This is a genomic window from Neobacillus phoenicis (genome assembly GCF_047302305.1).
In the GTDB taxonomy this organism is placed as follows: domain Bacteria; phylum Bacillota; class Bacilli; order Bacillales; family Cytobacillaceae; genus Neobacillus.
In genome coordinates, this window is sequence record NZ_CP154847.1 from 769,847 (window position 1) to 796,469 (window position 26,623).

Sequence of the window (26,623 nt, forward strand, 5' to 3'; positions counted from 1 at the left end):
AAGGCTAATTACAAAAAAGTAGCTGAAGAAAAATTCTTCAGCTACTTTTTTTACCCCAAATACACCAGGTCCTTCAACTCATCCGTAGAAAGCTCCGTAATCCAGTTTTCGCTTTGGATGATTTGGTCGTTGAGGAATTGTTTTTTCTCGAGCATCGCGTCGATTTTTTCCTCCAGCGTCCCGGTGCAAATCAGCTTGTGCACATGCACGAAGCGCGATTGCCCGATTCGATACGCCCGGTCCGTCGCCTGGTTTTCAACCGCCGGATTCCACCAGCGGTCATAGTGAATCACGTGATTCGCCGCAGTCAGGTTCAACCCCGTTCCGCCGGCCTTCAACGAAAGCAAGAACACCGGAAACTTCCCGTCCTGGAATCGCTCGATCATCTCATCACGCTGCGTCTTTGGCACACTTCCATTCAAGAACGGTACCTCGATACCAAACTTCTTCTTCAGCGTAGCGCGAATCATTTCACCCATTTCAATATACTGCGTGAAAATCAAACAGCTTTCGCCTTGTTCCAATACCGCATCAATCAACTCAACGAGCTTCTCCATTTTATTCGAACGGTCAAGAAGGTCGCGCGCTGCCGATTTTTCCTTTAAATAGAGGGCAGGGTGGTTGCACAGCTGCTTCAAACGGCTCAACATTTGTAAAATTAACCCCTTGCGCTCAAACCCGGACAATTTTTCAATTTCCGCAAACGTATCGTGAATGAGCTGCTCGTATAACGAAGCCTGCTCAGGGGTAAGCGGGCAGTACTCTTTTTGCTCGAGCTTATCCGGCAGGTTGAGCGCAACCTCTTCGTCCTTTTTCGTCCGGCGCAATAAGAATGGCCGGATCAACGATTGCAGCTGCTGCACTTTTTCCTTTTTCTCATCTTTTTCAATCGGAATGACGAACTTCTTCTGGAATTGCCCCAAGCTGCCGAGATAGCCGTGGTTGGTAAAATCAAAAATTGACCATAGCTCAGACAGGCGATTTTCCATCGGCGTCCCCGTCAACGCAATATGGTGACGGCCACGCAATCTGCGAACCGCTTTCGACTGCTTCGTCTGCGCATTCTTAATGTTCTGCGCTTCGTCAATCGCAATCGAGCTCCAAATAATCGACTCGAACTCCTCAGAATCAAGGTGGCTCAAGCCATAAGAGGTCAGCACGACATCGGCGTCCTTCGCTTTATCGGAAAAAGCCTCCACTTTCAGACGGTTCGAACCATAATGCAGGTAGACATTCATCTCCGGTGCAAACCGCTCAAGCTCCTTCTGCCAGTTGCCAAGAACGGAGGTAGGGCAGATAATCAGTGCTGCTTTTGTAGGAACCTTCACCTTCGCAGGGGCCTCTTCATTTTTCCGCCGAGTTTTTGGTTGGGGGTCAGGCACCAAATCTAACTCCTTGCTAGCATCACTTTTTACTTTTAACAAGTAGGAGATGAGCTGGACGGTTTTTCCGAGACCCATGTCATCGGCGAGCACCGCACCAAATCCGAATTGGCGCAAGAACCAGAGCCAGCTCATGCCAAGCTGTTGGTAGGGACGAAGTTCGCCCTGCAGCCCGGAAGGCACATCCGCAAGCGGGATTTCATGCACCTCTGACAGCTGCTTGACCATCTGCTTCCATTGACGGTTCAGCTCTATTTGTATTTTCGCAAACGCCTTTGGATTCTCCAGCTCGTCTTCCGTTGCTTCCGAATCCACCAGCTCCTGCTCGAGAAGGTCGCGAACATGCAAGCCTTCTTTTTCCGCACGCTTCATGAGATCTTGGATTTGTCGGATGAACTGCGGGTCCAGCTTCACCCACCGGCCGCGAATATAAACAAGACGCCGTTTTTCCTCCACGAGCTGTCCGAACTCTTCCTCAGACAGGTCGACCCCGTTCATGGAAAAACGCCAGTTAAAGTCAAGCATCGCTTGCAGCCCAACGAACGACGGTCGATGGCTTCCAGTACCTTTCAACGACGCCTTCACCTTCAAGTTGGCATTCTTCATCGCCTGCCACCAGGAAGGGAGGAGGATTTCGACATCCAGTGCCAGCATCGTTTCGCTTGCCTCGGTTAAAAACATCCACGCTTCTTCCTCGGTGAGATGCGTTTTGAAGTAACCATCCTCACTAAGCCACGGAATGAGTCGCACCCAGCGGCCTTGTTCACGGTCGACTTTTTCTAAAAATGGTCGCCATTTCGCTGGAATTTTGGTGCTACCTTCGATGTCATAGATCTCATCAGGGTTCTTTTTCCCGCGCAAAAAGATGTCCAGGGTCCAGGCGCCTTCGCCATCAAGGGGCTCATCTAAGCGGAGCCCGATTGTAAACGGCGTGTCGCTTTCCTTGATGCCAACCCACTCGAGCCAGCTTTCTTCGTCAAAATAGCGGGCGAGCTCGCCACCGGAAATGTTTTGCTTACGTAGCAGGTCAAGCTTCGGGCCGAACAGCTCCTTCATCGCTGCGTTTCGCGTTAAGTAGGCATCTAGGGCACTATTGTATAAATCAGATATGTAATTTTTAGTTGTTGTGCCGGATTCATCGTCATCGTCGCCGGCAGGATTGTCTGCCCCCGAAACCGGTTGCTCCCAAAACGAAGGATCAAATTCATCCTTCACGCGTTCCGGCAGTTTCCAGCGGAAATCGCCATGTTCCCACACCGAAAAGTCCGGCAGCCAGTCTTTTTCCACGATGCCTTCATGCATGGCATGGGCGGCCGCAAGACAAATCTCGGACTGCTCATTCCAATCCCACTCGATGAAGCGGTTGAAGGACTCCTTGGCAAAAAGGGAGACAAGCTGCCAGCCGCTAAGGACCACACCTTCGACGTCGTCTACGGTCTCCGTCTCAAGGAGCGTGCCAAAGAAACTTTCTTCATGGCTGCTAAAAACGAGGTTCTTCCACCGAAATGGATTCATAAAGTGACCACGCTCATCCTGGGCCGTAAGCAGAAAGCGGCCTTCCCCTAATTTAGTTGTCAGCAATTTCATAAACCTTGTTTTAAGCATCGGTACACAAACTCCTTTTATATGAGAAGGGCATTTTTAAGTTACCTATTTTGGGGGGTATTTATTTCCATAAAATGTATATTCGCACAAAACCCCTGAAAAATGGCACAAAACGATGTGAAAATGGCACAAAACACATTAATTTTGATACAAAACTACGGCAAAATGGCACAAAACACCCCAAAAACGGCACAAAACCAAAACCGTCCACTCCACCAAGACAAATGTCCACGCGTGGTGCCTGACACCACCCCCTTGGGGGACAGTCCCCCGGCGCTTTAACGCATTAACCCCTCGGGGGACTGTCCCCACAAAAATACCAGCCCTAACTCTCTATCAATTTACTCCGCTTACATTCTTCATGGAACGCGCGCAACCGTTTCGTCCGCTCAAGCAATGTTTCCAAAAAATACTCCCAGTCATCGACTCGCTTCAGTTTCTTGTACAACGTCCGCAGCTTCTTCAAATGCCGCACCGCCAACCGGTAGCTGCTCCGGTTCTTCTGGTCAATCTCCCGCTGCGCCGTCTGATGCAGCATCCCCAGCAGCACCTCCGGACGCTCCTTCTCAATCAACTTCAACCGTTCCTTCGGCAAATCATAAAAATTCAAGCCGACAAACGCCTGGAGCTCGCCCCAACGGTCATACTGCCCGCGCTCAAACAACATATACTCATACTCCCTGAAACTATACGGCAGCGTCTGCAGCAACGCCCGTTCCAACAAATCCACCCGGTCCGTCTCCGAACAATATGGCGTCACCGCCCGAAGCGCATCCCGGACAAACGCTACACAGCTATGATAGCCGCCCAACTCCTCCAAATACCCCTTAATTTTTTGCAAAAACAACTCAATCAAAACCCCAACACGGCGCCACGCCTTCAACTGGCTCAAATAATCGATCCAGTACACCAAATACGGCACAATCACCCGGTCCTCAAACTGACCCACCAACTTCAACGCCGCCTCATCGTCCCCGAGCAGCAAATTGATATGAATGCCAGCAACCATCAATGGCGCCGGATTCTCCCAATCATGAAGCTCCTTCAACCGAGCCCGAATCTTCCCAACCTCGGCCTCACGCCAACTCTTCTGCTTGAAAAATTGCACCCACAACAGGCGATACAAATAAATCCGCTCATTCTCAATCCCGCTCGTGCACGTCAGCAAATCAAACGCATCGTCCTTCAATTTCTCAATAAATTCATCAAACGCAAACGGCAGCGACTGCACCCCAATCTTCACCGCCAACTCATGCGCATCCTCCAGCAAATTCTGGAACACATGCAAATAAGCCCGCTTCACCATATCCTCGCTGTGCTCCAGCTGATCACTCAGCACCGCCAGCTTCCGGAACGATACCACGATCCAAACCATCTCATATAACAAGCGCCATTCCTGCTCTACAGGGGCACTCGCATGAACCCGGCGCTCATAAATCCCGAACAACTCCGGAATCACATACGGGCTTGTGTACTTTTTCGTCGCCAAGAGCGTATCAAAGCTCAACTCAAACGACTGCACCCAACGGCTGTATTCCGGCTTCATCACACCGTTCGCCTTCACGAGATCCTTCGCCGTCTGCATGCCCCATGACGAAAACGCCGCTTGCTCCCGAGCCGGTTCGCGCCAGTCGGTCACCCAATCCGCGACACTGCCAACACGGGCATACACCGCAAAAAAGGTCGCCATCTGATGCCGGCAAAAGCCCTCCGTCGGACACGAACACGAGCTCTCCGACAAAAACGAGAGGATGAGCTTCACATAACAAGGCGTGACATCCTGAACCGTCGAGGTCACTTTTTCATCATGGAAGATTTGGACCTGCTTCACCAACCCTTGACGGTACAGCATTAACCCTTTCGAAACCAGCTTCGCATCCTCCGTCACACTCGAATGCAGCAGCTCCTTCACCTGTTCCGAGAAGAGCTCAATTTTTTCACTAGCAGGTGTCGACTCCATATCCGTAACCCCCCTTTTTTGGAAAAATAAAAATCAGCACCAGAGCGCGATCTTTTTTTTATAAAAAGTCCGTCCATCCATTTATAAAAATCCATATTCCTTTATTATAACCAAAAAATCACCATTCGAGGAGGGGGCGGCTTGGAAACATGGGATTTTAAATTTATTTGGGTCACGTATAGGGAGAAATAGGAAACAGTTTGATCGGAAATGTTCAGCCAGAGAGGAACTTCTACTAGGTCTCGAGGCTGAATCTACAACTATAGTTGTAGAAAACTTCCCACTAAAGCTGAATGTCTATTTTTTATAAAAACACTAAAATAAAGGTATCAATAGGGAATGGGGTTGGGCGGAATGAAAATATATGAAACGCATGTAAACACAAGGAATTTAGAACAATCCATTGAATTCTATCAATCACTGGGGTTGGAGCTCGCGTACGTGATCAACGAGAGAAGAGTCGCGTTTTTCTGGCTGGAGGATGCCGAGAAGAAGGAGCAAATGCTTGGAGTGTGGGAGGGGGCTGCTGAAAAGTTTGTACCATCACACTTTGCCTTTGGGGTGTCATTGGATGAGTTAATGAAAATACCTTCATTTTTAGAAAAAAAGGGAATCGAGCTGCGCCCGTCATTCGGGTTGGATACCTCAGAGCCAGTGGTCCATGCTTGGGTTCCGGCGGCCTCCTACTATTTCGCGGATCCGGACGGAAACTCGCTGGAATATTTGGCGTTGCTAGAGGGGGAGGCAAGGCCTGAACTCGGTGCGGTCCACTTGAGCAAATGGCATGAGGTGATGAATCATGATAAAAGGTCTGTATGAAGCTCATTTACCAGTTAGCGACCTGGAGCGGTCTATCGATTTTTATAAAAATCTCAACTTAGAATTGGCTTTTCAAAAGGAGAAGGTTGCTTTCTTTTGGATTGAAAAGGGTCGCAGTTGGCTGGGGTTGTGGGAGACGGATAAGGTACGCACGCCTTATCACCCGTCATTGCGGCATGTGGCGTTCCGGGTGGAGCTTGAAGATATGGAGAGAGCGAAGGTTTGGCTGGAGGAGAGAGGGATTGCAATTAAGCCGGATTTCGGTTTTTCTGCGGAAAACCAGCCGCTCGTGCTGCCGAATCATCCCCAAGCGCATGCCGCCATCTATTTTCAGGATCCAGATGGCAATTCTTTGGAGTTCATGACGCCCTTGCGATTGGATGGGGCGGAGGAGTTTGGGATGATGACGTTGGAAGAGTGGAATCGGGGGAAGTAGAGGGTGCTGGCGGGTACCCTTTTAATCATTTGGAAGGATATTTCCAGTTTTTGTAGAATTCCTCGCTAGTTTTGTAGAATAAATTGAAATTTTGTAGAATTCCTCTGGAGTTATGTAGAATAAATCTAAATTTTGTAGAATTAGCCCGTCGATTTGTAGAATTAATTTGAACCTGGGGGGCTAACCCCGGGATTGGTTAAGAAATCCATTTAGAAAAACTTGGATTTGTAGATAAATCGTGAATTTGTGTAGATATAATCCATAATCGTGTAGAAAAAACCTAAATTGTGTAGATATAATCCAAATTCGTGTAGATAAAACCTGATTTTGTGTAGATATAATTCCAAAGTGTGTAGAATTCCTCTAAAACGACGAGATGTTCTGTTCTGGATCCGGGTAAATCCTATAAAAATTAGGTAATATTCCAACCAAGCACTGGAGAAATCCTCTTAAATAGGTAATATTCATTCCAAGCTCAAAAGAATCCAGCTAAATTAGGAAGAATTCCATCAAAAGCTCTCAAGAATTCTTCCTACCTTCCGTAAAAACTACTAAAACTCCCCCTAAAACCAGTCCCAATCTTATAAATATGCTTCCTCGCAGCACATCAAAAAACTAATTAAGATTTTTCACAAACAAAACCCTGTCTTGCCCCAAAACTTAATCCCCAAAACTCATAATTTTCCATAAAATTAGCATAATAACCCCATATGACTAAATGCTGTAAATTAATCGTAACAAATAATGATCTCACTTCACCCGCTTCATGGGTATCAGAATTGACCGATTCAACCATTCCACCGTTTTCAGATAAATTGATGTTATTTCATATCGTCATCCTGGTATCTGCGGGAGTCGGCTACTTGGGCGCCTGCTTATCGGTTTCACAGAGAAGGGACCTGGCGCTACAATACACGATTCTTATTGGCGACATCGGAAGATACGCAGAGGATGGGGCCCATTGATTAAAAATGGCTGGTTGGTACATCCGCCACTTGCTACAAACCGAGATGAATTGGCCAAAGAATAAATAGAAAGAGAGGGATTGAAATGGTTTTATTGATAATGACCGTCATCGGATCCATCCTAGCAATCATTTTTATCCCAAAGCGCATTTCCAAGTTAGAAATGTATACAACCTCCTTCTTTGCTATAATCCTAGCCGCCGTCGCGGACATTTATTTAGATTTGAAATTTGACTATTACGGTTTTTTTAACACGGGCGTGGATTGGCAATACCTGCTCATATTTGTCTTTGTCTATCCAGCGGCAAACATCGTGTTCCTAAATTTTTACCCCTTTGAAAAGACATGGATGAAAAAAGTACGCTATGTTGTGATCTGGACTTTTCTTACCACTGGCTTTGAATACATCTCCTTACATACTGAGGTTTTTTATCATCATGAATGGAAGCTGTGGTATTCCTTCCTTTGCTACCCGTTTCTTTACTGGATCTTGGTCATGAATCTAAGGTTTATAAGGTCTTTAGCAAAAAATAATTGAAAATGGTGAAAAACATGCCAATCTATACACAAAAGTGGCAACCAAGACGACCGAAGGCAAACTTAACTTCCTTTAACATCAATTATTTACGAGTGGGAAACCCGTTTATGCCTTTGTGGTGGGAAATGGCGATGCCAGGCGCGGGCCACTTTATGGTCGGGAAAAAATTTAAGGGGTTTTTGTTATTTGTATTTGAGTTCCTCGTCAATACACAAGCAATCTGAACTTATCCATCTTTTATACGTGTTCCGGATAATTCGAGATGGCATAAGCGTGTCTAGATAGCAGATGGTTCTTCATTTATATAGGCTTTTACATTTTTAACGCCTGGACGCGTACCGATTAACGATGGATATCAACCAATTTTCGATGCTCGCGGTGAGAGCGAAAACACCGTTCCAAGCATTTAACATCAGTATCTTGGAAATCAAATTGCGAAGAGGACCAGGTGGAGCTGGTGGAAAAAATTCTTAAACAGCATCATACGTTGGGGCTGGTGAGAATTTAGCAAAATTTCTGTTCTTGAAAACCAATAGGTTGGTTTGCTAAAATACTTGTATATAACTGCAAAGGCGATGGAGTTCGCCATAAACGCTTAGAAAGCTAATGACTCCTACCAGAAAAGTCCTGGTAGGAGTCTATTTATTTAGAATGGATGTTTTGAACTTGAATTTTCAGTGTAAAATTACACCTCAGAGGATAATTTTATAATATATTAGCGAATTCTCAGCAATTCTCAGCGAATTTCAGAGTTTTATCGGCGAATCCAGGATTTTATCAGCGAATTTCGGCATTTTATCAGCGAATCATAAAAGTAAGATAGAGGTGGGCCAAAGTGAATTTTTTCTTAGTCGGTATTGCTGGCATAATCGGAGCCACGCTCCGTTACTTATTGGGTGTTTACTTCAGTCAGTGGTGGGTGAATGACTTTCCTTTAGCAACCTTTGTCACCAACATGGTGGGGAGCTTTCTATTAGGCTGGTTCACACATTTTCTGCCGCGGTTCAAATCATTGCACCCGCATATCATCACGGCCATAGGCACCGGTTTGATCGGTTCGTTTACGACGTTTTCCACCTTTAGTGTGGAAACCGTTCACCTAATCGATGCATCGAAATGGGGCACCGCAATTCTATATGTACTCCTCAGTCTTTGGGGCGGTTTGTTGTTCTCATGGCTCGGCTACCGCTTAGGATGGAAAAAGGATGCTACAGTAGGCGGGGGTGTACGGTCATGATCACTAATATCTTATGGGTCGCATTGGGCGGTTTTTTCGGAGCGATGTCCCGTTACGGCGTTGGCTTATTTATGAAGAAAAGGTACCCATCAGATTTTCCGTTCGCTACCCTGTTTGTCAACCTATTGGGTTCGTTTTTGCTGGGATTCATCATGGGGGCGCATACGGATACTACGTTAAGATTGCTTTTAGGAACAGGGTTTATGGGGGCGTTTACGACGTTTTCCACGTTTAAATTAGAGAATATCCAGCTGCATGTAAAAGGAAAAATGAAAGTAATCGTATTATATCTGGCAATCAGCTACACCTGCGGCATACTACTCGCCTTTTTGGGCATTCGGGTAGGGAGTCTTTTGTAAAAGGCACCAATAAGAAAAAAGCCAACCCACATAATGGTTATGGGGTTGGCTCGGTATTTGTCTTTTGATTTTTTGATAGAGTAGAGAAGTACTCAAATAGTTGATTAATATAGTTGTTTAGTTCAAAACCATCCTCACTAGCAAACTCCGACAATAACAATTTGTTCTCATTCATTGGTTCGTCCCCCTCGATTCCCTTGTTATTCCCATTCTTGCCAAACTATTAGTCTCTTATACAAGAAAAATGAGAATTTTTTAGATTTTATTGTGCTCGACCGGGGAGGGGAGCGCAACCAATTAGAAAATACCCCAACCCGCATACAAAAACTCCGCTAACTCTCTAAAAACAACAAAAAAACTGGCCCCATCGAGAGCCAGTCTTACCAGAAAAATTAATAGAATCTCTTAAACCCATCAAAGTGTGCCGTATAATATGGGCTTTTTAAGGTGGAAATCATGATTCCGTGGGCTTCGTCGGCATGGATAAACTGGTCGCCGCCGAGATAGATGCCCACATGAGAGATTCCCTTTTTATATGTATTTTCAAAGAATACAAGATCGCCGGCCTTCGGTTGGTCGACATAGTAAGCACGGCTATATAAGCCTTCCGCCGAATAGCGGCCAATTTTCTTGCCTGACTGATTCGCCACATAATAGATAAACCCGCTGCAGTCAAAACCGGAAAGGCTGCTGCCGCCCCAAACATACTTGATACCCATTAAGCTTTTTGCTGTATTCACCATATTCGTTGCAAAATCAGAAGACGATGCAGGCGCACTAACCACCTGACCCCCAGCCACCTTCAATTTTTGCCCAACATAAATCATATCAGAAGTTAAGCCATTCGTTGACTTCAAAACTTGAACCGACAAACCATATTGTAAAGCGATTCTTCCGAGAGTATCGCCACTTTTTACAACGTATTCACTTGTAGTGGACGGCTGAGTTACCACTGGAGGCGTCACAGCTGGTGGCTGAGAAGGAGAGGTTACAGTGCCATTCACCTTCAGCGTTTGTCCCACATAAATCCTATCGGAATTTAGGTTATTCAGTGTCTTTAACTGTGAGACAGTCATGTTATACTGAACACCGATCTTACTCAAGCTGTCGCCTCTTACTACAGTGTAATCACCCGTAGTTGCTTGCGGGGCCGGCGCAGGAGTAGGAGTAGGTACCGGAACAGACACAGTCCCAGTTCCCGGTGCAGAAACCTTCAACACTTGTCCAACATAAATAATCGTGTTAGTTAAATTGTTCCATTGCTTTAGCTCGTCGACAGTCACGTTGAAACGATTCCCAATCTTAATTAGTGCATCACCAGAAACAACTGTATAGGTATTCGTCTGTGGTGCCTGCACATCAATCGGCTCGTTGCTCACTTTCAGCACTTGATTCACATAAATCATATCCGACTTTAAACTGTTCAAAGTCTTCAAATCACTCACACTAGTATTGTATTTTGAGGCAATCTTTGATAAATTGTCACCTTTTTGAACTTGGTATGTATCCGCAAGGGCAGAACCAGCAAAGAGTGTCGAAAAAAGCGCGGCTGTTGATAGAGTACGTATGATATTTTTCTTCATCTGAAATAATCACCCCATATATTTTCATTTTTTTATTTATTTTACCATAGTTTGCTAGATTTTCGGGTAAAAAATTGAAAATCTTGACATAAATTAGCGGAAAAATGACAGATTTTAGCTAGAAAAGAACAAAACAGATATCAGGATTTTCGAACAAAAAAAGCCAGCCCCGATAAGCTGGCTTTCTGTTATTAATAAGGTGAAAATCAACCAAACTCATTTTTCCTTTGCAAGCTCCTCCCGATTAGGGGCAAGAGGGGGCTGTTCTAACCAGCCATATTTCACCATGATATTGAACCATTTCTTGTTGACCAGTAAATTTTTCAGAATGACGCCTTCAAAAGCAGCAACCAAATCCGTCCGCATGGCCGATGCAAGACCGGTTCCGTGATAGGCTTGGGCAGCCTGGAATAAAAAGCCGATATGATACATCATGAGTTTGTCGGAAAAAGGAGAGGTAGTAGAGGTGGTGACCTCCGTTTCCCATGATTTAGGAACAGGTAAATTATCAGCTAGCATGATTTTACTAAACGATCTAATTTGGTCATCCGAGGTTTTCTCCGTATCAGTGAGAAATTCCCTGACAAATTTATTTTGAGCTACCTGACCAAAGGCAATCGCCAACGTTTTCGCCATAATACTCTTTTTCAGATTAAAAGAAATACTGATAATTTCAGTCGCAGTTAACCGGCGGCCTTTTCCGAAAAACCCGTCGGTAAAATCTTTGCTGGATATAAATTCAGTCTGCTTGCTTGGGTAAAACAACGGATCTCTCTGAAAACTTCCTTTTTCCAGCAAGAGCTCAATCGTTTGATGATACATCCTTTTCGCATCATTATCACAGGAATCGTAGAATTCCCTTAAATCCTTACGAACGGAAACACCTAAGGATGTGGTGTGTCCGAGCAATCCATGTAAAGTCATGACATGCAAATAATTTAGGCAAAATATATCGGTAAACAGCCTCTCCGCACCTTGGTTGAGATCTGTTTCAGAAAATCCTCTCGGGAGAGGAAATCCCTCATTCTCGATAAAAATAACCAATTGTTTCTTCTGTCTTGCGAAAGTCTCAATGGCATCCTCAAAAATGGCTTTGATGGATGGATCCTCAATAATGGTAACCATATATCTATTTACTACATCTGTCATCGTCCCGTTTACATACTCTCCCCACAACGTGCCGATTTCGGATGATGTGAGTTTCATTTGATTTTTATCCACGATTTTCACCTCGTGGATATTATTACCGTTAGATTCTAGTTTTATGAATGTATAGGTATAAAGATGGTTTGTAAAGTTCAATTAATTGTCAGATTTCTTAGGAAGCTGGACACTAATGAAAAAATTTCTATGACTTTTATCCTAAAAATTGTAAAATAAGGAGGATTTTTTCCTTTTGCAGTGAAATTATAGAGGTATAATTCATTCAGGGGGAAACCACCATGAGGCAAAGTCGTCAGTATCGGTCACCATATGCGGCCATGTTGTGGTCGCTTGTTTTACCAGGCTTCGGACAGATGTACAATAAAGATTACATAGTTGGCTTTGTATTAATGGTTTGGGAGATCCTGGTCAATGTGAAATCACACTTGAATATTACTCTGTTAAATACCTTTAACGGGGACTTACGGGCGGCCCACCAAATTATCGATTATCAGTGGGGACTATTTTATCCTTCCATTTATTGCTTTGCCTTATGGCAGGCGTTTAATTCCGCGGTGGTGAACAACAACAGACTTGCAGGAGTAGAAGGGGAGAAGCGGACCTATTTCTCTGGATTTTTCCTCGGAATGGTCGTGGGAATGGATTTCGGACTCTTCTGGCACAACGCTCACATTTTCAACCATTTTGCGGCTGCAAAGGTCTGGGACTACCCGGTCTTTAACGGCATCATTCTTGGCCTATTTTTGGGTCTTTTGGGTCATCAACTGGAAAATAAAGTATACCGAAAATATAAACGGAAAATCACACCTAATACGTAGTATGGGATAAAAAGATGGGGGACAGTCCCCCGGCGCTTTAATGCGCTACCCCATCGGGGGACAGTCCCCCGATGCTTTAATGCGTTACCACTCCGGGGGACTGTCCCTTAAACATAAAAGGAGATGGTGGGCAATTTTGGGATCCTGCTAGTATTTAGTTGGTTCTGACGAGTATTTAGTGCATTTTGACGAGTAACAAAGGAAAAATGACGAGTAATTTCTGATTTTGACGAGTAAACAGGAGAAGTAAACGAGTAAATGATATTTTCAAATTGAGGTGTATTATATCCCGCATATTTGCCGGGTATTTTTTGTCCTTTCGGAGGTCCAGGCTATTTTCAGGGCTAGAACTTCCACACAAGCAAGTATTTTCAATTACCCTTTTATAGGAAAAACCATATTTCGACCACATCGCGACTGATATCGACCACTTGTACGAAGATATCATCCACTTTTGAAATTTATCGGCCACTTTTCACCTAATATCGACCACCCCCTCAAAATCCAGCCCAAACCCACATAAAAAAGCCAGTCCCGCACTTTGGGGACTGGCTCAACTCATTAATCTTTTAATGGTTACCACTTCGGGGGACTGTCCCCCAATGCTTTAATGCGTTACCACTCCGGGGGACTGTCCCCAAAAGAAAACCCCAAAAAAACATGTCTCAAAATGTCGAATTTTGTTATGATAGGTGCAGGGAAAACCTCCCCCTATTTCGTTGAGGAGAACAACTAACTTGAACCTAAAACTTCGTACCTATATGGCTGTCATGTTTGCCATAGGAATTAACGCGCTAGCCGCCATCTTAAGCCTCACGATTGGGCACCAGGCCTGCGAAAAAGTAGAAAAAGAAATTGGCAATTCACTCTCGGCCACAGCCTACCAAATGGCAGATAAACTCGACTTCTTTATGTGGTCGCGCTCAGGCGAAATCGATATCGTCAGCCAACTAAAAGACATACAACAACCAAACGATAAAGAAAAAGTGCAACAATTACTAGACCAGCTACAAGTCAGCTTTCCCGCATTTTCCTGGGTGGGGTTAACCGATGCCAAGGGGAAAGTGGTGGCGTCGACCAAAGGGATCCTGGAGAATGCCGACATATCGGAGCGGCCTGTCTTTAAGAACGGAAGGAAAGGCCAATTTATCGGTGACGTCCATGATGCTGTCCTGTTGGCCAAGCTTCTCCCTAATCCAAGCGGCGAGCCCCTGCAGTTCGTTGATATTAGTCGCCCAGTCGTAGGCGAGAACGGGAAGCTAGTCGGCGTACTCGCGGCCCATTTAAGCTGGGAGTGGTCGCGTCAGGTCGAGCAGGAAATCCTGAAACCGATAAAAGAAAAGAACAAAGCCGCTGAAATCTTTGTAGTGAGCCAAAATGATCAAGTGGTTCTTTTAGGGCCGAAATCAATGATTGGAAAAAGGCTCAATATAAATAGTATCAAGCAGGCTCAAAAAGGCCAAAACAGCTGGTACCTTGAAAAATGGCCAGATGGGAAGAACTATTTAACGGGTTATGCTCTTGGGGACGGCTATCAGAATTACCCAGGATTAGGCTGGTCCATTCTCGTTCGTGTCCCAGAGGAAACAGCCTTTGCCCCCGTGGCTGAACTGCAGAAAACAATCTTCATCACCGGCATCCTATTAGCACTCATATTTGCCATTCTTGGCTGGTTCATTGCCGGTTACATCACGAAGCCGTTGCAACAAATCACTGATTCGGCAAATCGTCTGCGCGCCGGGGAAAAAGTGGAGATCCCACATTACCGTGGCATTAAGGACATCGAGATTCTCTCGGTATCGTTACGCGAGCTAGTCGATTCGCTTGTTCGCACTGTTTCCGATCTGGGAAAAATGGAGAACCTCGCGCATCACGATAAATTGACCGGGCTAATGAATCGAATTGCCTTTGACTCATATATCAAAAATGCTTTGGAACAAGCGAGACTGACAAGAGAAAAGCTGACTTTCCTGTACCTGGACTTGGATGGCTTTAAACATGTCAACGACACATATGGGCACCAAGTGGGTGACTTACTCTTGCAAGAGGCAGCACGGAGACTGAAGAACTGCGTCAGAAGTGAGGAGGGCGTGTTCCGGATAGGCGGGGACGAATTTATGATTGTGCTTTTTACCGAGGCGTCTGATCCTGTCCGCGATGCATCCGTAGTAGCAGCAAAAGTGATCGAGAACCTGAACAAACCGTTCGACTTAGTCAACGAAAAAATCAAAGTAGGCTGTTCAGTCGGGGCAGCAGTGTGGGAGGACGAATCAACCGCATCAGTCGAAATCATCCGTTATGCCGACGAAGCCCTCTACGTATCCAAGCGTACAGGAAAAAACAAAGTAACATTTCATTAACTTAAAAAAGGGGACAGTCCCCCGGCGCTTTAGCGCAACGGGGGACTGTCCCTACTCATTACTTTAGCTACGGAGCAACGCTCAACGCCCTCTTATCTAAATACCTCCTCAGCCTGTCATAAAAAAACACATTAACAATCATCACGAGAAAATAAAATAGAACCGAATAGTAAATTTTCCAGGTCTTATAGGTAAACAATTGAAAGAAATATACCGAAATGCCTTCTAGCGAACCTAAAATAATCGTACATAGCAAAATAAAGAACCATTTCCGCGGCTTCCTACTCTTATAAAAATGCATGAAAAATAGCATCGTTCCCGGATACACCAAATTTTGCAGAAAAATATCTGTGATTTCGCCACTATTATTATCGACTGTATCGTAAAAATCATAGGGAGGCATCGCCAGAAAATAATCCCCTAACGTAGTCAACTGTAAGTTCAGTAGCGAAATACAGATAATTTCTGACCAAGTCAACTTCCTATTCCTCACGGTAATATAATAGACTACCATGGCAACGATAATCGAAATCCCGATAACAAACCACTCATTCCCATCAAACTGCTTCGGGAGCAGCGGCTTAAACGCTTTTTCATAAATCTCCTTCATCTCGTAACACCATCTCCCTTCGAAGAATCGGAGGCAGCTTTTCCATGAAAAAAATACACGTATAGAGAACAATCATCGCAAGAACAAAATCAATCGAAGGATACCAGCTCTTGCTTTTCGATACCAACACACCAACTAGAAGCAAAAGCTTCTCAATAAAAACCCCACCTGCCACCCAGGAGAAACAAGCGAGGACTTTGACAGATAAACGATGGTTGCCTCGCAATACGTACAGAACCCACATCAAAAGAACAGGAAAAATAATTCCGTATTGTAGTCTAGCCGACCAAAAAGGCAGATGTTCCTCTACAACCCTTAATCGCTGGTAAGGGGAGGAGAGCAAATAGAAAAAGTTCTGACACCAGTAGGATGCAAACATAAATAGAATAAAGACCTCAAACGGATCGAACCGCTTCTTCAGCGACCATAAACTTAATAGTGATAGGATAGACAAAACAAGGAGCAATAAGAAAATAATGACCATAATCCACTCACCTTATAAAAAGTAAGACATTACTACCTATCGTTTAACAGTGTGAGTAAAATTATCCACAAAGTGTCTTGTCAGGCGCCGCCTCCAAAAAAATAAATAATTTTTTCACCTTTATTCATAGTTTGTTCATAATTATGGACTAAAATATATTCATGCAGCGAAAAGGCATAAGCACCTTTTTCTGACCCCTTAAAAATATATTTGTATTGCGTCCGGCAGGCTTGCCGGACATTTTTTTTGTTTTTTCGGGGGAGATTTTCGGGGGGAAGTCCTCGAACTTAGCTGCAATTTCCAATTACTATTTATAGGAAAACTCAAATATCGACCACTTTGCGACAGATATCGACCACTTTGACGAATATATTTGCCACTATTGGGGATTAATCGACCACTTTCCACACAATATCGGCCACTCACCCAAAATCCAGCCCAATCCCCAAATAAAATAGAAATTCTTAAAAAAATCACAAATAGTTTAATAGTATCGTATCTATGTCGAAAAACAGGAATTACATACTAGTTTCAGCAGATTTAAATATGAAATTTCTTCATTTTTGAAAAACAAATCCTTCAATAGTTCGACAAAATTCATGGTTTATCCGCATGTTCGATGGGGTAAACTATTTACAATTTATGTATATTGTTGTAGAATTCAAAATTAGAAGATTAGAAGGGAGGGAGAATAAGAAGTTGGAAAGGAATGCTGGAAAGAGCGCAAACACCGTCGATTTTTCTGAGATTGTGAAAAAGGCTTATGACAAAGGCGTAAACGAGAACGAAATCACCCTTGAAAAACTAATGGAAGAACTAAAAGCGGACTTAAAACAATTAGTCGTCTAATATATATATACATAAGGCTGTGGGGGAAACCTCTGCAGCCTTTTTCTGTGGGAAAAATGGTTATATTCCACTCTCGTGGGAAAAATAAAGAAAAACCGCCTGATAAGCGGAGAAATGGCCTTTAATATCAACAGATTACAAATCAAAGACTTTAAAATTACCCTTTTTTAATATTTGCTACCCAAAGATAGAACTGAAAATGATATGTATTCGCGAATTGTAGATAGTTATTCGCGAATTTCCAACTTTTATTCGCGAATCTGCATAACTTATTCGCGAATCCACGGACCTCATCAAGTCTACGGATCAACCCAAACGATTTATGAGCGAATTTTCATCAATTATGAGCGAATCTCACATTATATGAGCGAATTCCCGTACCTTATGAGCGAATCCATCCCGTTTATGAGCGAATCTAAAAAGAGGTAACTTAAAAGCCATCAACTTAAGAGCGTTCCGCCCAATCTATCGGCGAATCGCAAAAACTAGCCTATTCAAAGAAAAGATAGCCCAACAACCTTTCGAACGATTTAAACCTATTTAGATCAAACCGTACGCTTTACAGGAGGAAACCCACCCATGCATATTATCCTTACCGCAATCCTTCTCCTAGCGGCGTTCTGGAAGGGGGACTGGCGACATTGGCGTAAATACCATCACACCATTCTATATATTGTAATCTGTAACCTACTCTACAACTTTCTCTGCAGAGACCATCTGCTCTGGAAACAGAACCCGGACATATTACCGGAATCCCATGCCATCGTCGATCTCATCTATACCTTTATCAACCTCCCTGCGGTGACATTGATCTTTCTGACAAATTATCCATTCAAAACATCTAACGGGAAACAAGTGCGGTACATACTATGGTGGATCCTGGGCTCACTCGCCGTCGAATACCCTTTTTATAAAATGGGACGACTGCAACTACTTCACGGGTACCACTACTGGATGGAGCCCATCTTTTACACATCTATGTACACATTGCTCCGCCTGCACCATACCAGACCGCTACTTACCTACGGAATATCAGCGGTCATTATTTTCGTCCTAATCCAATACTTTCACATACCCGTTAAATAAAAGAGGTCAAAACACATGTCTATCGATTACATTGTCATCATTCTAATATGGGTAATAGGAATACTAGCATACCTATTCCTTACGCCGAAAAACCGCTACAGAAAAGTCTTATTCGCCTTACTTCTCTGTCAGGCGTTCGTATGGCTCAGCTCCTTGTTACATGTCAAATATCACCTGCTGGCCTTCCCGGTCCGTGAATTTCCAAAAGCCACCGACGTGCTGTGCTAGTCACAACCGAATATTTCTTTTACCCACTACTATCCGGGTTTTATCTCATTTTTGAACCAAAACGCTCACTCGCGATTCGCATCCTCAATTTGGCGCTATGGATCTCGGGCCTGACCCTAATGGACGTCATGCTGGAAAAATACACAAACCTCATTGAGTACGTACATTATTCCTGGTACCTAACCTGGATCAATTTCTTTTGCATATTTGCCATCACAAACCTCATCTACCAATGGTTTTTTAAAGACAAGGCCCATTTTCAGGTGGAAAAGGAGGCGGTTAAATGAGACTAGAATGGTGGATTTTACTCGCTGTTTGGATCCTAACGACGGGGATGCTTTTCTTCATTTCCAAAAAAAAAAATTCGCCTAGCCGTAACCGCCTTCTTATTCAAACAAGGCATCACATGGATCTTTGGTTTAGTGGTAGTTGAATACGGACTCCTAACGTACCCAATCAGGCTTTTTGCTGACGTCAATCGCTCAAGCTTTACCTACGAGTTTTACGTCTATCCGGCCGTTTGTGCAATCTTCAATGTGTTCTACCCGTACGCGCGGAGCAAGCTCATCCAGTTCCTATACTACTGTGCTTACTGCACCGTTTTGACCGTACCGGAAATCTTTCTCGAAAAATATACCGAATTAATCCCACTACCTAAACTGGGCCTGGTACTGGACATGGATTACGCTGTTTCTCACCTTTGCCATGACACGATGGTTTTGTGTGTGGTTTTTCAAGGGGATTGATAAAGAGATGGATAAGTGAAGAGGGTTATAAAATCTCTTCTCCTGCGAAAAAGCAACTGTGCAATTTAAAAAAACATATTTTAAACATCTTTAAAGGTTTATTCATAGTTTGTTCATACAAACAGGGTATAGTAAATACATGAAAACGAGATGCATATCTTACTTTTCTAAGACCCCCTTTTAATATATTTTTTATTTCGCGTCCGGCTTCTCATTAGAGTCGGATCTTTTTTTGCCTCATTGAAGGACAAGTCGAAACCACCCGAAGCAAAAATGTCCATCACACCCAAAAAAATAAAGGACATTTCCCATCCCAACATAGAGAAAATATCCTTCATTACACCAAGTTTCTTCAATCTCAAGTGGATTTCTAAAATTGAATCCTTAGGGGAAACCTATATAGGAAAGTTTCCGCAATCTGAAAAGAAAGCCTATATATCTAAACTGAAAATTAATGAGGTACACCGCTTAATGGGTACGTGAGAGGTTTTTTCCATCAGGGGAAGAGCCTTCTTTTATAGCTACAAAAAAATAAGCGATCCCAAGAGGGCCGCTTATTCATGTATTAAGTAGTGAAGAAGATATTCACTCCATACCTGATTCCCTTTTTCACTAGGTGCACTTTGGTCAGGGGTTACATATTCTTTGATCTCTTCGGTGTTCGCATCTGGCCAGGCTGTCCAGTGATCCAGGTAAGTCAGCTTTTGTAGCTCAGCAAACTGCTTTAACTGATCGACCTGACTTGGATAAATTTTCGCTTTATAAAGCGGATAGGATGGTTGAAGAAGAATGACGGCATCCGGATTCTTTGCTTTGATGTCGTCTATCATAGTCTTGATGTCTTTGACTGTATTTTGCATAAGGACATTGCCGTTATTCATTAAAATAAACGGTTCAAGAATAATCAGATCAGCCTCTTCGGCAGCGATTTCATCTTGCTTTTTGTTTGCAATGACTTGTGTTGAAGTGGAATTGAAGGTCTTAATCGCCACTTGCAGGTTGTTCTCGCCAAAAGTCGCAAGCAGTTTGTCTTTAACGATGGCGTATGTACCTGTTGTATCTGTGCCGATGGCAGGAGAGCCGGTAAACAAGATTTTAAAGGGTTGCTTCTCCTCTTGTGTATGCTTCCATCGTTCCACTGCAGCCTTAGGCCAGTTACTTGTATAGTTCAGTAGGTCCTTGCTGGGCTTGCTAGATTCTTGTTTCTTATCTGACTGTGTCGTGGTTTCTTTTGTTGTAAGATTAGGTGATTTTGCTGATGCCGCATCAATTCGTTGATTCCAATGGAAATGGCCGTAAATGAGTACAGTCACACAAGCAATACCTAATAATATGGTTAAAACATTCTTCATTATGTAATACCTCCAGAGTGTAATCCTAATTCATTATAACAAAAAAGGATTGAAAATTAATTCCAATTTCGATAATTATCTACAAAAATTTACAAAAAGGTGTAAAATAAATACCAGTGATGTAATAATTGAAATAAAAAAGGAAAAAAACTAGAAAATGTGTCGGAATTTGCATGTAGTTTGATTCCTTTATGCTATAATATCATTTGTGTTAATTTTGGAATAATACACGGGAGGGCATCATGGAAGAAACAATTAGCTTAAAAGAGTTACTGCAAACATTACGAAAGCGACTGAGTTTAATCTTGAGTATAACATTCATTGCAGTTTTAATCAGTGGTGTGATTAGTTACTTTTTCTTAACTCCAATCTATCAGGCATCCACACAACTGCTTGTCAACCAATCGAAAAATGAGCAGTCTGCGTACCAGTATAATGAGGTACAAACCAACCTTCAATTAATTAATACCTACAATGTCATTATTAAAAGTCCAGCAATTCTCGAGTTAGTCAAAAAAGACTTGGATCTAGACATGACGGTTGGAGAATTGAATCAAAAGATTACTGTTCAAAATGAAACAAACTCACAGGTAGTCAATTTATCTGTTCAGGATACGAGTGCAAAAAATGCGGTGAAAATCGCCAATAAAACCGCTGAAGTGTTTCAAAAAGAAATTGTTAAAATCATGAGTGTCGATAATGTGAGTATTCTAGCAAAAGCAGAAGTTTCCGACCATTCAACACCGATCAAACCGCAGCCTTTGTTAAATATTGCGATTGCACTAGTAGTTGGTTTGATGGCTGGGGTAGGATTAGTATTTTTACTTGAATACTTTGACACGACGATCAAAGATGAACAGGAAATTGAAAAATTACTAGGTTTACCTGTGTTAGGTGTGATTGCCAGAATGGATGAAACACAAATCAACAAAAAAAGCCGTGCGGTGAAAAAAGCTAGTAGAGTAAGAGGTGAGACGGTTGGCTCTTAGAAATGGAAAAAAAGCAAATACAAATAAAAGAACGATTGTTGCGATGTTGGACCCAAAATCTCCAATTTCTGAACAGTATCGTACGATTCGAACGAATATCCAGTACTCATCCGTTGACAAAGAAGTGAAGACTTTACTTGTTACGTCTTCGGGTCCTGGGGAAGGGAAATCGACCACGGTTGCTAACTTAGCTGTCGTATTTGCCCAACAAGGGAAAAAGGTATTATTAGTAGATGCAGATTTAAGGAAACCAACGGTTCATTATACGTTTAATCAAACCAATACATTCGGTTTAACCAGTGTATTAACGAAGCAAGTGAGCTTAGAAAACGCGATTGCAGATACGGAAGAAAAGAATCTCTTCGTGTTGACGAGTGGTCCTGTGCCGCCGAATCCTGCCGAATTATTAAGCTCCCATGCGATGGAGCAACTATTACAAGATGCTCATGAAGCATTCGACTTAATTTTGTTCGATACGCCTCCGATCTTAGTTGTCACGGATGCGCAAATTTTAGCGAATAAGTGCGAGGGGACACTTTTAGTTGTTTCTAGTGAAGTGACAGAAAAAGAACAAGCAGTGAAAGCGAAAGAGCTCCTAGAAGCAGCGCAGAGTAAGTTGCTAGGTGTGGTTTTAAATAACAAAAAGCTACAAGATACGAACTATTACTATTATTACGGGGTAAAGTGACAATTTTCGACATTTTACACCCCTTGCGGTATTTATAATCCATGTTACTATGATAAAAGTCTTGTTATTTCAGCATAATGATGGAAGGGGTAGGTCAAATGATTGATATTCATTGTCATATTTTGCCAGGAATTGACGACGGAGCGAAAAATGTCGAAGACAGCCTAACGATGGCAAAGGAAGCAGAGAAACAAGGGATTCATACAATCATTGCTACCCCTCACCTGAATAATCAGTACAACAACAGAAAAAGCATGATTGTTGATAAGGTAGTAGAGTTAAATCGGGCGATTCAAGAGGCAGGAATCGAAGTGACGATCCTTCCGGGACAAGAACCTCGGATTTATGGAGAGTTACTTGAAGACCTGGATAAGGATCAGATTCAGACCCTCAATGATAGTCAGTATGTATTTATTGAATTCCCTTCAAATCATGTACCGCGATATTCAGAAAAGCTTCTGTTTGACTTGCAGATACAGGGGCTAACGCCAATTATTGTCCATCCGGAGCGGAATGTGGAAATTATGGAACGCCCAGAGGTACTTTATCGCCTGGTGGAAAAAGGAGCATTAACGCAAGTAACTGCATCCAGTGTGTGCGGTTATTTTGGGAAAAAAATCAAAAGTTTCTCAGAGCAGTTAATTGAAGCGAATTTAACTCACTTCATTGCATCAGATGCTCATAACGTAGGCAATCGTGGCTTTAAAATGGACGAAGCCTTTACTGCAATAGATTCGCAGTTTGGGATTGATTATATCTATTTATTCAAAGAAAATGCAGAGCTTTTAATAGAAGGAAAAAATGTGATAAAAGAGATGCCGATGGAAATAAAAAAGAAAAAGAGATTCTTATTTTTCTAGGGTCTGGTAAAAGAAAAGAATAAGCAAATATTTTTGTCGGGAAGTTTCGATTCCTGACCGGCGAGGCTTCCCTGTCCGTTATCCATGGGGGCACTCGATCATGCTGTGGGAGGGAAGATGAATCTTCCTATCCTTAGACGCATGTCGTCAAAAGAATGATGTGAGGCTGGGTTCGATGCCCGAATACTATAAAAATGATAAATATCTAATGAAAGAACAAGTGTCAAGTCACGTGTCATTCCATTAGATATTTATTTTTTTGCCCACGTGCTTTAGTAAGAGAAAGCGAATGTAACAAAAGAGGGAAAAGGGGAGTAGAAGGTGCCATATAGACAAAGATTAATGATGCTTATTTTAATTGATTCAGTAATTCTCCTAGCTGCAAGATACATAAGGGTTGTCACTCTTGATCCGGAGTTACAAATCTTAAAAGTACCGATGTTTTTAGGTACCTCACTTGCATTATTACTGTTCTATCATGTTTTTGCTTTTATGTATAAGCTTTATAACAAAGTATGGCAATATGCGAGTGTGGGAGAACTGCTAACCATTGTTAAAGTGGTGAGTATGACCATAGTAGCTACAGCAGTCACCCAGTTGATTGTATTCCATGATATGAATATAAGGGCATTATTCCTAAATTGGATGATTCTCGTCCTTTTACTTGGTGGATCAAGGTTTTCGTGGCGGATTTTCCGTGACAACTACATGAATAAGCACCAGAATATCAAGCGAACGTTAATCATTGGTGCCGGTGCTGGCGGCAGAATGGTAGCACGTCAATTACTGAGTAACCATGAAATTGACTTAAAACCTGTAGCCTTTATTGATGATGATTCGATGAAATATAAATTGGATATTCTTGGAATAAAAGTTGTTGGAGATTCGAGATGTATTAAGGAAACAGTGGAGAAATACCAAATTGATAATATTGTGATTGCGATTCCTTCTTTAGGTCAGAAAGAGTTGAATCGTATTTTCGAAGAATGTGCAAAAACAACGTCAAAAACGCAAATCATTCCAAAGTTGGAGGATTTAATGACAGGAAAGGTATCTGTTAACCAATTCCGAGATGTACAAGTAGAGGATTTGCTTGGGAGAGCGCCAGTGGAGTTAGATATTAATGGTATATCTGAAGTCGTTTCCGGTAAAACAGTATTAGTTACGGGGGCGGGGGGCTCGATTGGATCAGAAATTTGCCGTCAGATCTGTATGTTTAATCCACACAAGATTGTCCTGGTTGGACATGGGGAGAATAGTATCTATTTAATCGATATGGAGCTACGGAAGAAATATCAAAAACAGATAGAGATTGTACCTGTGATTGGGGATATACAAGATAGGACTAGAATGTTTGAAGTGATGGAAGAGCATCGACCGTTTGTTGTCTATCATGCAGCAGCACATAAACATGTTCCGTTGATGGAGTACAACCCGAGAGAAGCGGTGAAGAACAATATCTTTGGAACACGAAATGTGGCAGAGGCAGCTGACACCTTCGGTGTGAATACTTTTGTTTTGATTTCTTCGGATAAAGCGGTGAATCCTCCGAATGTGATGGGGGCTACGAAGCGTTTTGCTGAGATGATTATTCAGAGTTTGGCGGTTAATAGTAATACGAAGTTTGTTGCGGTTCGGTTTGGGAATGTACTTGGTAGTCGCGGGAGTGTTATTCCGTTGTTTAAGAAGCAAATTCAGGCTGGTGGGCCGGTTACGGTTACACACGAAGATATGACACGTTACTTTATGACCATCCCGGAAGCTTCACGACTCGTCATTCAAGCAGGAACTCTAGCTCGTGGCGGCGAGGTGTTTGTCCTAGATATGGGTGAGCCTGTGAAGATTGTGGATCTTGCTAAAAACGTAATTAAATTGTCAGGTTATTCAATAGATGAAATTGGGATCCAGTTTACTGGACTTCGACCTGGAGAGAAGATGTACGAAGAGCTTCTTAATGAGAATGAAGTACATCCGGAGAGTGTGTTTCCAAAAATTCATATTGGGAAGGCGAAAGTTATTCATTCTGATGACCTAGGCCGATTGATTAGTAGTTTATTAGATATGAATGAAATGGAAATGCATGATACGTTAATTGATGTGGCTAATAATAGATTGGAAGGTAATAAGGTTTTGTCGGAAGTAAAGTAGGACGATTGGTTTTTAGAATAAAAGTAGTTAGGTGGAGTGAATATGAAAAAAGTACGTAAAGCAATTATTCCAGCAGCTGGGCTTGGAACAAGATTTCTACCAGCAACAAAAGCTATGCCAAAAGAAATGTTGCCAATAGTTGATAAACCTACTATTCAATATATTGTTGAGGAAGCAATTGCTTCTGGAATTGAGGATATTATTATTGTTACAGGTAAAGGAAAGAGAGCTATTGAAGATCATTTTGATTATGCTCATGAATTAGAACAGAATCTCCTAGAAAAAGGTAAAATAGAATTATTGGACAAAGTTCGATATGCTACTAATCTTGCTGATATTCATTATATCCGTCAGAAGGAACCAAATGGTCTTGGTCATGCAGTTTGGTGTGCACGTAATTTTATTGGTGATGAGCCGTTTGCTGTACTTTTAGGTGATGATATTGTTCAGAGTGAGACTCCTTGTTTAAAGCAGCTTATTAATCAATATGAAGAAACTCTTTCGTCTGTGATTGGGGTTCAGACTGTTCCTGACGAGGAGACACATCGTTATGGGATTGTTGAACCTTCGGTTCAAGAAGGTAGAAGGTATCAAGTTCAGAATTTCGTGGAGAAACCTGCACCTGGAACTGCTCCTTCTAATCTTGCGATTATGGGACGATATATTCTTACTCCTGAGATTTTTATGTTTTTGGAACAGCAGGAAACTGGAGCTGGTGGGGAGATTCAGTTGACGGATGCGATACAGAAGTTGAATCAGATTCAGAGGGTATTTGCTTATGATTTTGAGGGTAAGAGGTATGATGTTGGTGAGAAAATAGGGTTTGTGAAGACTACTATTGAATTTGCTTTGCAAACTCATGAGTTGAGGTCCGAGTTGCTCACTTATCTTGAAAATGTAATGAATGGATTAAAAGTAAAATAGAGAATTGATTCAATTAGACTCTGTTCATAATCTCTTATGTTTATGGGCAGGGACTGTTGTTCTGTTGGTTAATTGGGAAAACGGCTAATGAACTTTTAATCCATATTTCTTTAGCATAATAGACTGTAGAGCCCATACGTTAGAGGCGATAATGTGGTTATTTCATAGTAATAAAGTATAACTGTTTTGCCTGTTTTGATTAGTTTTATGGTCAGAAAATAGTGGTTGTATAAGTTTAGAGGGGTTTGAAACTGGATTAGATATATTAATCATTTATTGAATGGTTGTTAGATAGAATTAAAAAATGTTGAGAATGAAACTTTTTATATAGATTGAATTAGTATTTTGTAGATAAGTAGTTGTTTATTCTGGTGTATTATGGTAATCCGAATAAAGTACCAATCTACTAAAGAATTAATAATGTAATATATTG

General features: G+C 42.5%; 26 protein-coding genes and 1 riboswitch. Of the genes, 18 read left to right on the forward strand and 8 right to left on the reverse strand.

Going from position 1 to position 26,623, the window contains the following annotated elements:
* Nucleotides 1-50: 50 nt before the first annotated feature.
* Both AA0X95_RS04095 and AA0X95_RS04100 read right to left on the reverse strand, forming a co-directional pair.
* On the reverse strand, nucleotides 51-2,987 hold the full coding sequence (locus AA0X95_RS04095; protein WP_413305641.1) for a DEAD/DEAH box helicase: 2,937 nt from the start codon (nucleotides 2,985-2,987) through the stop codon (nucleotides 51-53).
* 325 nt (nucleotides 2,988-3,312) lie between these two features.
* The gene (locus AA0X95_RS04100) at nucleotides 3,313-4,947 is read right to left on the reverse strand and encodes an SWIM zinc finger family protein (RefSeq protein ID WP_413305643.1); all 1,635 of its coding nucleotides are present in this window, start codon (nucleotides 4,945-4,947) and stop codon (nucleotides 3,313-3,315) included.
* A 354-nt stretch (nucleotides 4,948-5,301) separates the two neighbouring features.
* Here AA0X95_RS04100 and AA0X95_RS04105 point away from each other — a divergent pair, with 354 nt between their 5' ends.
* The 6 genes from AA0X95_RS04105 to crcB (AA0X95_RS04130) all read left to right on the forward strand — a co-directional run bounded on the left by AA0X95_RS04105 (nucleotide 5,302) and on the right by crcB (AA0X95_RS04130) (nucleotide 9,301).
* On the forward strand, nucleotides 5,302-5,766 hold the full coding sequence (locus tag AA0X95_RS04105; RefSeq protein ID WP_413305645.1) for a VOC family protein: 465 nt from the start codon (nucleotides 5,302-5,304) through the stop codon (nucleotides 5,764-5,766).
* Complete coding sequence (locus AA0X95_RS04110; RefSeq protein ID WP_413305648.1) at nucleotides 5,747-6,202, forward strand: VOC family protein; 456 nt, start codon at nucleotides 5,747-5,749, stop codon at nucleotides 6,200-6,202. The genes AA0X95_RS04105 and AA0X95_RS04110 overlap by 20 nt, the downstream gene beginning before the upstream one ends.
* Before the next feature lie 710 nt (nucleotides 6,203-6,912).
* The gene (locus tag AA0X95_RS04115; RefSeq protein WP_413305651.1) at nucleotides 6,913-7,167 is read left to right on the forward strand and encodes a DUF3231 family protein; all 255 of its coding nucleotides are present in this window, start codon (nucleotides 6,913-6,915) and stop codon (nucleotides 7,165-7,167) included.
* Between the two features lie 85 nt (nucleotides 7,168-7,252).
* Nucleotides 7,253-7,705, forward strand: coding sequence for a CBO0543 family protein (locus AA0X95_RS04120; protein ID WP_413305653.1), 453 nt, complete (start codon nucleotides 7,253-7,255; stop codon nucleotides 7,703-7,705).
* A gap of 562 nt (nucleotides 7,706-8,267) precedes the next feature.
* Nucleotides 8,268-8,328: riboswitch (Fluoride riboswitch) on the forward strand.
* A gap of 212 nt (nucleotides 8,329-8,540) precedes the next feature.
* Nucleotides 8,541-8,942, forward strand: a complete 402-nt coding sequence (gene crcB, locus AA0X95_RS04125) for a fluoride efflux transporter CrcB (RefSeq protein WP_413305656.1) — start codon at nucleotides 8,541-8,543, stop codon at nucleotides 8,940-8,942.
* A complete protein-coding gene (crcB, locus tag AA0X95_RS04130) occupies nucleotides 8,939-9,301 on the forward strand; it encodes a fluoride efflux transporter CrcB (protein WP_413305659.1) in 363 nt (120 codons plus the stop codon). Before crcB (AA0X95_RS04125) ends, crcB (AA0X95_RS04130) begins: the two co-directional genes overlap by 4 nt.
* A 37-nt stretch (nucleotides 9,302-9,338) precedes the next feature.
* Here crcB (AA0X95_RS04130) and AA0X95_RS04135 read toward each other — a convergent pair whose 3' ends face one another.
* From AA0X95_RS04135 to AA0X95_RS04145, 3 genes are all read right to left on the reverse strand, one after another.
* The gene (locus AA0X95_RS04135; RefSeq protein ID WP_335534720.1) at nucleotides 9,339-9,476 is read right to left on the reverse strand and encodes a hypothetical protein; all 138 of its coding nucleotides are present in this window, start codon (nucleotides 9,474-9,476) and stop codon (nucleotides 9,339-9,341) included.
* A 217-nt stretch (nucleotides 9,477-9,693) separates the two neighbouring features.
* Nucleotides 9,694-10,884 (reverse strand): LysM peptidoglycan-binding domain-containing protein, encoded by a 1,191-nt coding sequence (locus tag AA0X95_RS04140; protein WP_413305661.1) that lies wholly within the window; start codon nucleotides 10,882-10,884, stop codon nucleotides 9,694-9,696.
* 216 nt (nucleotides 10,885-11,100) lie between these two features.
* Nucleotides 11,101-12,105, reverse strand: a complete 1,005-nt coding sequence (locus AA0X95_RS04145) for a DUF3231 family protein (protein WP_413305663.1) — start codon at nucleotides 12,103-12,105, stop codon at nucleotides 11,101-11,103.
* Between the two features lie 221 nt (nucleotides 12,106-12,326).
* Between AA0X95_RS04145 and AA0X95_RS04150 the strand changes: the two genes are divergently transcribed.
* A complete protein-coding gene (locus AA0X95_RS04150) occupies nucleotides 12,327-12,866 on the forward strand; it encodes a hypothetical protein (protein WP_413305666.1) in 540 nt (179 codons plus the stop codon).
* A 737-nt stretch (nucleotides 12,867-13,603) separates the two neighbouring features.
* Nucleotides 13,604-15,226: a diguanylate cyclase domain-containing protein gene (locus tag AA0X95_RS04155; protein ID WP_413305669.1), complete on the forward strand. Its 1,623-nt coding sequence runs from the start codon at nucleotides 13,604-13,606 to the stop codon at nucleotides 15,224-15,226.
* 67 nt (nucleotides 15,227-15,293) lie between these two features.
* Here AA0X95_RS04155 and AA0X95_RS04160 read toward each other — a convergent pair whose 3' ends face one another.
* Both AA0X95_RS04160 and AA0X95_RS04165 read right to left on the reverse strand, forming a co-directional pair.
* Nucleotides 15,294-15,836 carry a hypothetical protein gene (locus tag AA0X95_RS04160; protein ID WP_413305672.1) on the reverse strand — a complete coding sequence of 181 codons (543 nt, stop codon included), beginning with the start codon at nucleotides 15,834-15,836 and terminating at the stop codon, nucleotides 15,294-15,296.
* Nucleotides 15,820-16,320, reverse strand: a complete 501-nt coding sequence (locus AA0X95_RS04165) for a hypothetical protein (RefSeq protein WP_413305675.1) — start codon at nucleotides 16,318-16,320, stop codon at nucleotides 15,820-15,822. Before AA0X95_RS04165 ends, AA0X95_RS04160 begins: the two co-directional genes overlap by 17 nt.
* Nucleotides 16,321-17,019: 699 nt before the next feature.
* Between AA0X95_RS04165 and AA0X95_RS04170 the strand changes: the two genes are divergently transcribed.
* The 5 genes from AA0X95_RS04170 to AA0X95_RS04190 all read left to right on the forward strand — a co-directional run bounded on the left by AA0X95_RS04170 (nucleotide 17,020) and on the right by AA0X95_RS04190 (nucleotide 19,229).
* Nucleotides 17,020-17,169: a hypothetical protein gene (locus AA0X95_RS04170; protein WP_413305677.1), complete on the forward strand. Its 150-nt coding sequence runs from the start codon at nucleotides 17,020-17,022 to the stop codon at nucleotides 17,167-17,169.
* Nucleotides 17,170-17,748: 579 nt separating this feature from the next.
* A complete protein-coding gene (locus tag AA0X95_RS04175; protein ID WP_413305680.1) occupies nucleotides 17,749-18,255 on the forward strand; it encodes a CBO0543 family protein in 507 nt (168 codons plus the stop codon).
* 221 nt (nucleotides 18,256-18,476) lie between these two features.
* Entirely contained in the window at nucleotides 18,477-18,770 is a 294-nt protein-coding gene (locus AA0X95_RS04180; RefSeq protein WP_413305683.1) for a CBO0543 family protein, read from the forward strand.
* On the forward strand, nucleotides 18,767-18,916 hold the full coding sequence (locus AA0X95_RS04185; protein ID WP_413305686.1) for a hypothetical protein: 150 nt from the start codon (nucleotides 18,767-18,769) through the stop codon (nucleotides 18,914-18,916). The genes AA0X95_RS04180 and AA0X95_RS04185 overlap by 4 nt, the downstream gene beginning before the upstream one ends.
* Complete coding sequence (locus tag AA0X95_RS04190) at nucleotides 18,894-19,229, forward strand: CBO0543 family protein (protein ID WP_413309838.1); 336 nt, start codon at nucleotides 18,894-18,896, stop codon at nucleotides 19,227-19,229. Before AA0X95_RS04185 ends, AA0X95_RS04190 begins: the two co-directional genes overlap by 23 nt.
* Nucleotides 19,230-19,783: 554 nt before the next feature.
* On the opposite strand, the gene AA0X95_RS04195 is transcribed toward AA0X95_RS04190, so the two are convergent.
* Entirely contained in the window at nucleotides 19,784-20,581 is a 798-nt protein-coding gene (locus AA0X95_RS04195) for an SGNH/GDSL hydrolase family protein (protein WP_413305689.1), read from the reverse strand.
* Nucleotides 20,582-20,823: 242 nt separating this feature from the next.
* On the opposite strand from AA0X95_RS04195, the gene AA0X95_RS04200 reads away from it, so the two are divergent.
* The 5 genes from AA0X95_RS04200 (at nucleotide 20,824) to galU (ending at nucleotide 26,190) form a co-directional block, all read left to right on the forward strand.
* Nucleotides 20,824-21,570, forward strand: coding sequence for a YveK family protein (locus AA0X95_RS04200; protein WP_413305692.1), 747 nt, complete (start codon nucleotides 20,824-20,826; stop codon nucleotides 21,568-21,570).
* On the forward strand, nucleotides 21,560-22,258 hold the full coding sequence (locus AA0X95_RS04205) for a CpsD/CapB family tyrosine-protein kinase (RefSeq protein WP_413305695.1): 699 nt from the start codon (nucleotides 21,560-21,562) through the stop codon (nucleotides 22,256-22,258). Before AA0X95_RS04200 ends, AA0X95_RS04205 begins: the two co-directional genes overlap by 11 nt.
* A gap of 98 nt (nucleotides 22,259-22,356) precedes the next feature.
* Complete coding sequence (locus tag AA0X95_RS04210; protein ID WP_413305698.1) at nucleotides 22,357-23,118, forward strand: tyrosine-protein phosphatase; 762 nt, start codon at nucleotides 22,357-22,359, stop codon at nucleotides 23,116-23,118.
* 321 nt (nucleotides 23,119-23,439) lie between these two features.
* Entirely contained in the window at nucleotides 23,440-25,266 is a 1,827-nt protein-coding gene (locus AA0X95_RS04215) for a polysaccharide biosynthesis protein (RefSeq protein ID WP_413305701.1), read from the forward strand.
* A gap of 42 nt (nucleotides 25,267-25,308) precedes the next feature.
* Nucleotides 25,309-26,190, forward strand: a complete 882-nt coding sequence (gene galU / locus AA0X95_RS04220) for a UTP--glucose-1-phosphate uridylyltransferase GalU (RefSeq protein ID WP_413305703.1) — start codon at nucleotides 25,309-25,311, stop codon at nucleotides 26,188-26,190.
* Nucleotides 26,191-26,623: the final 433 nt, after the last annotated feature.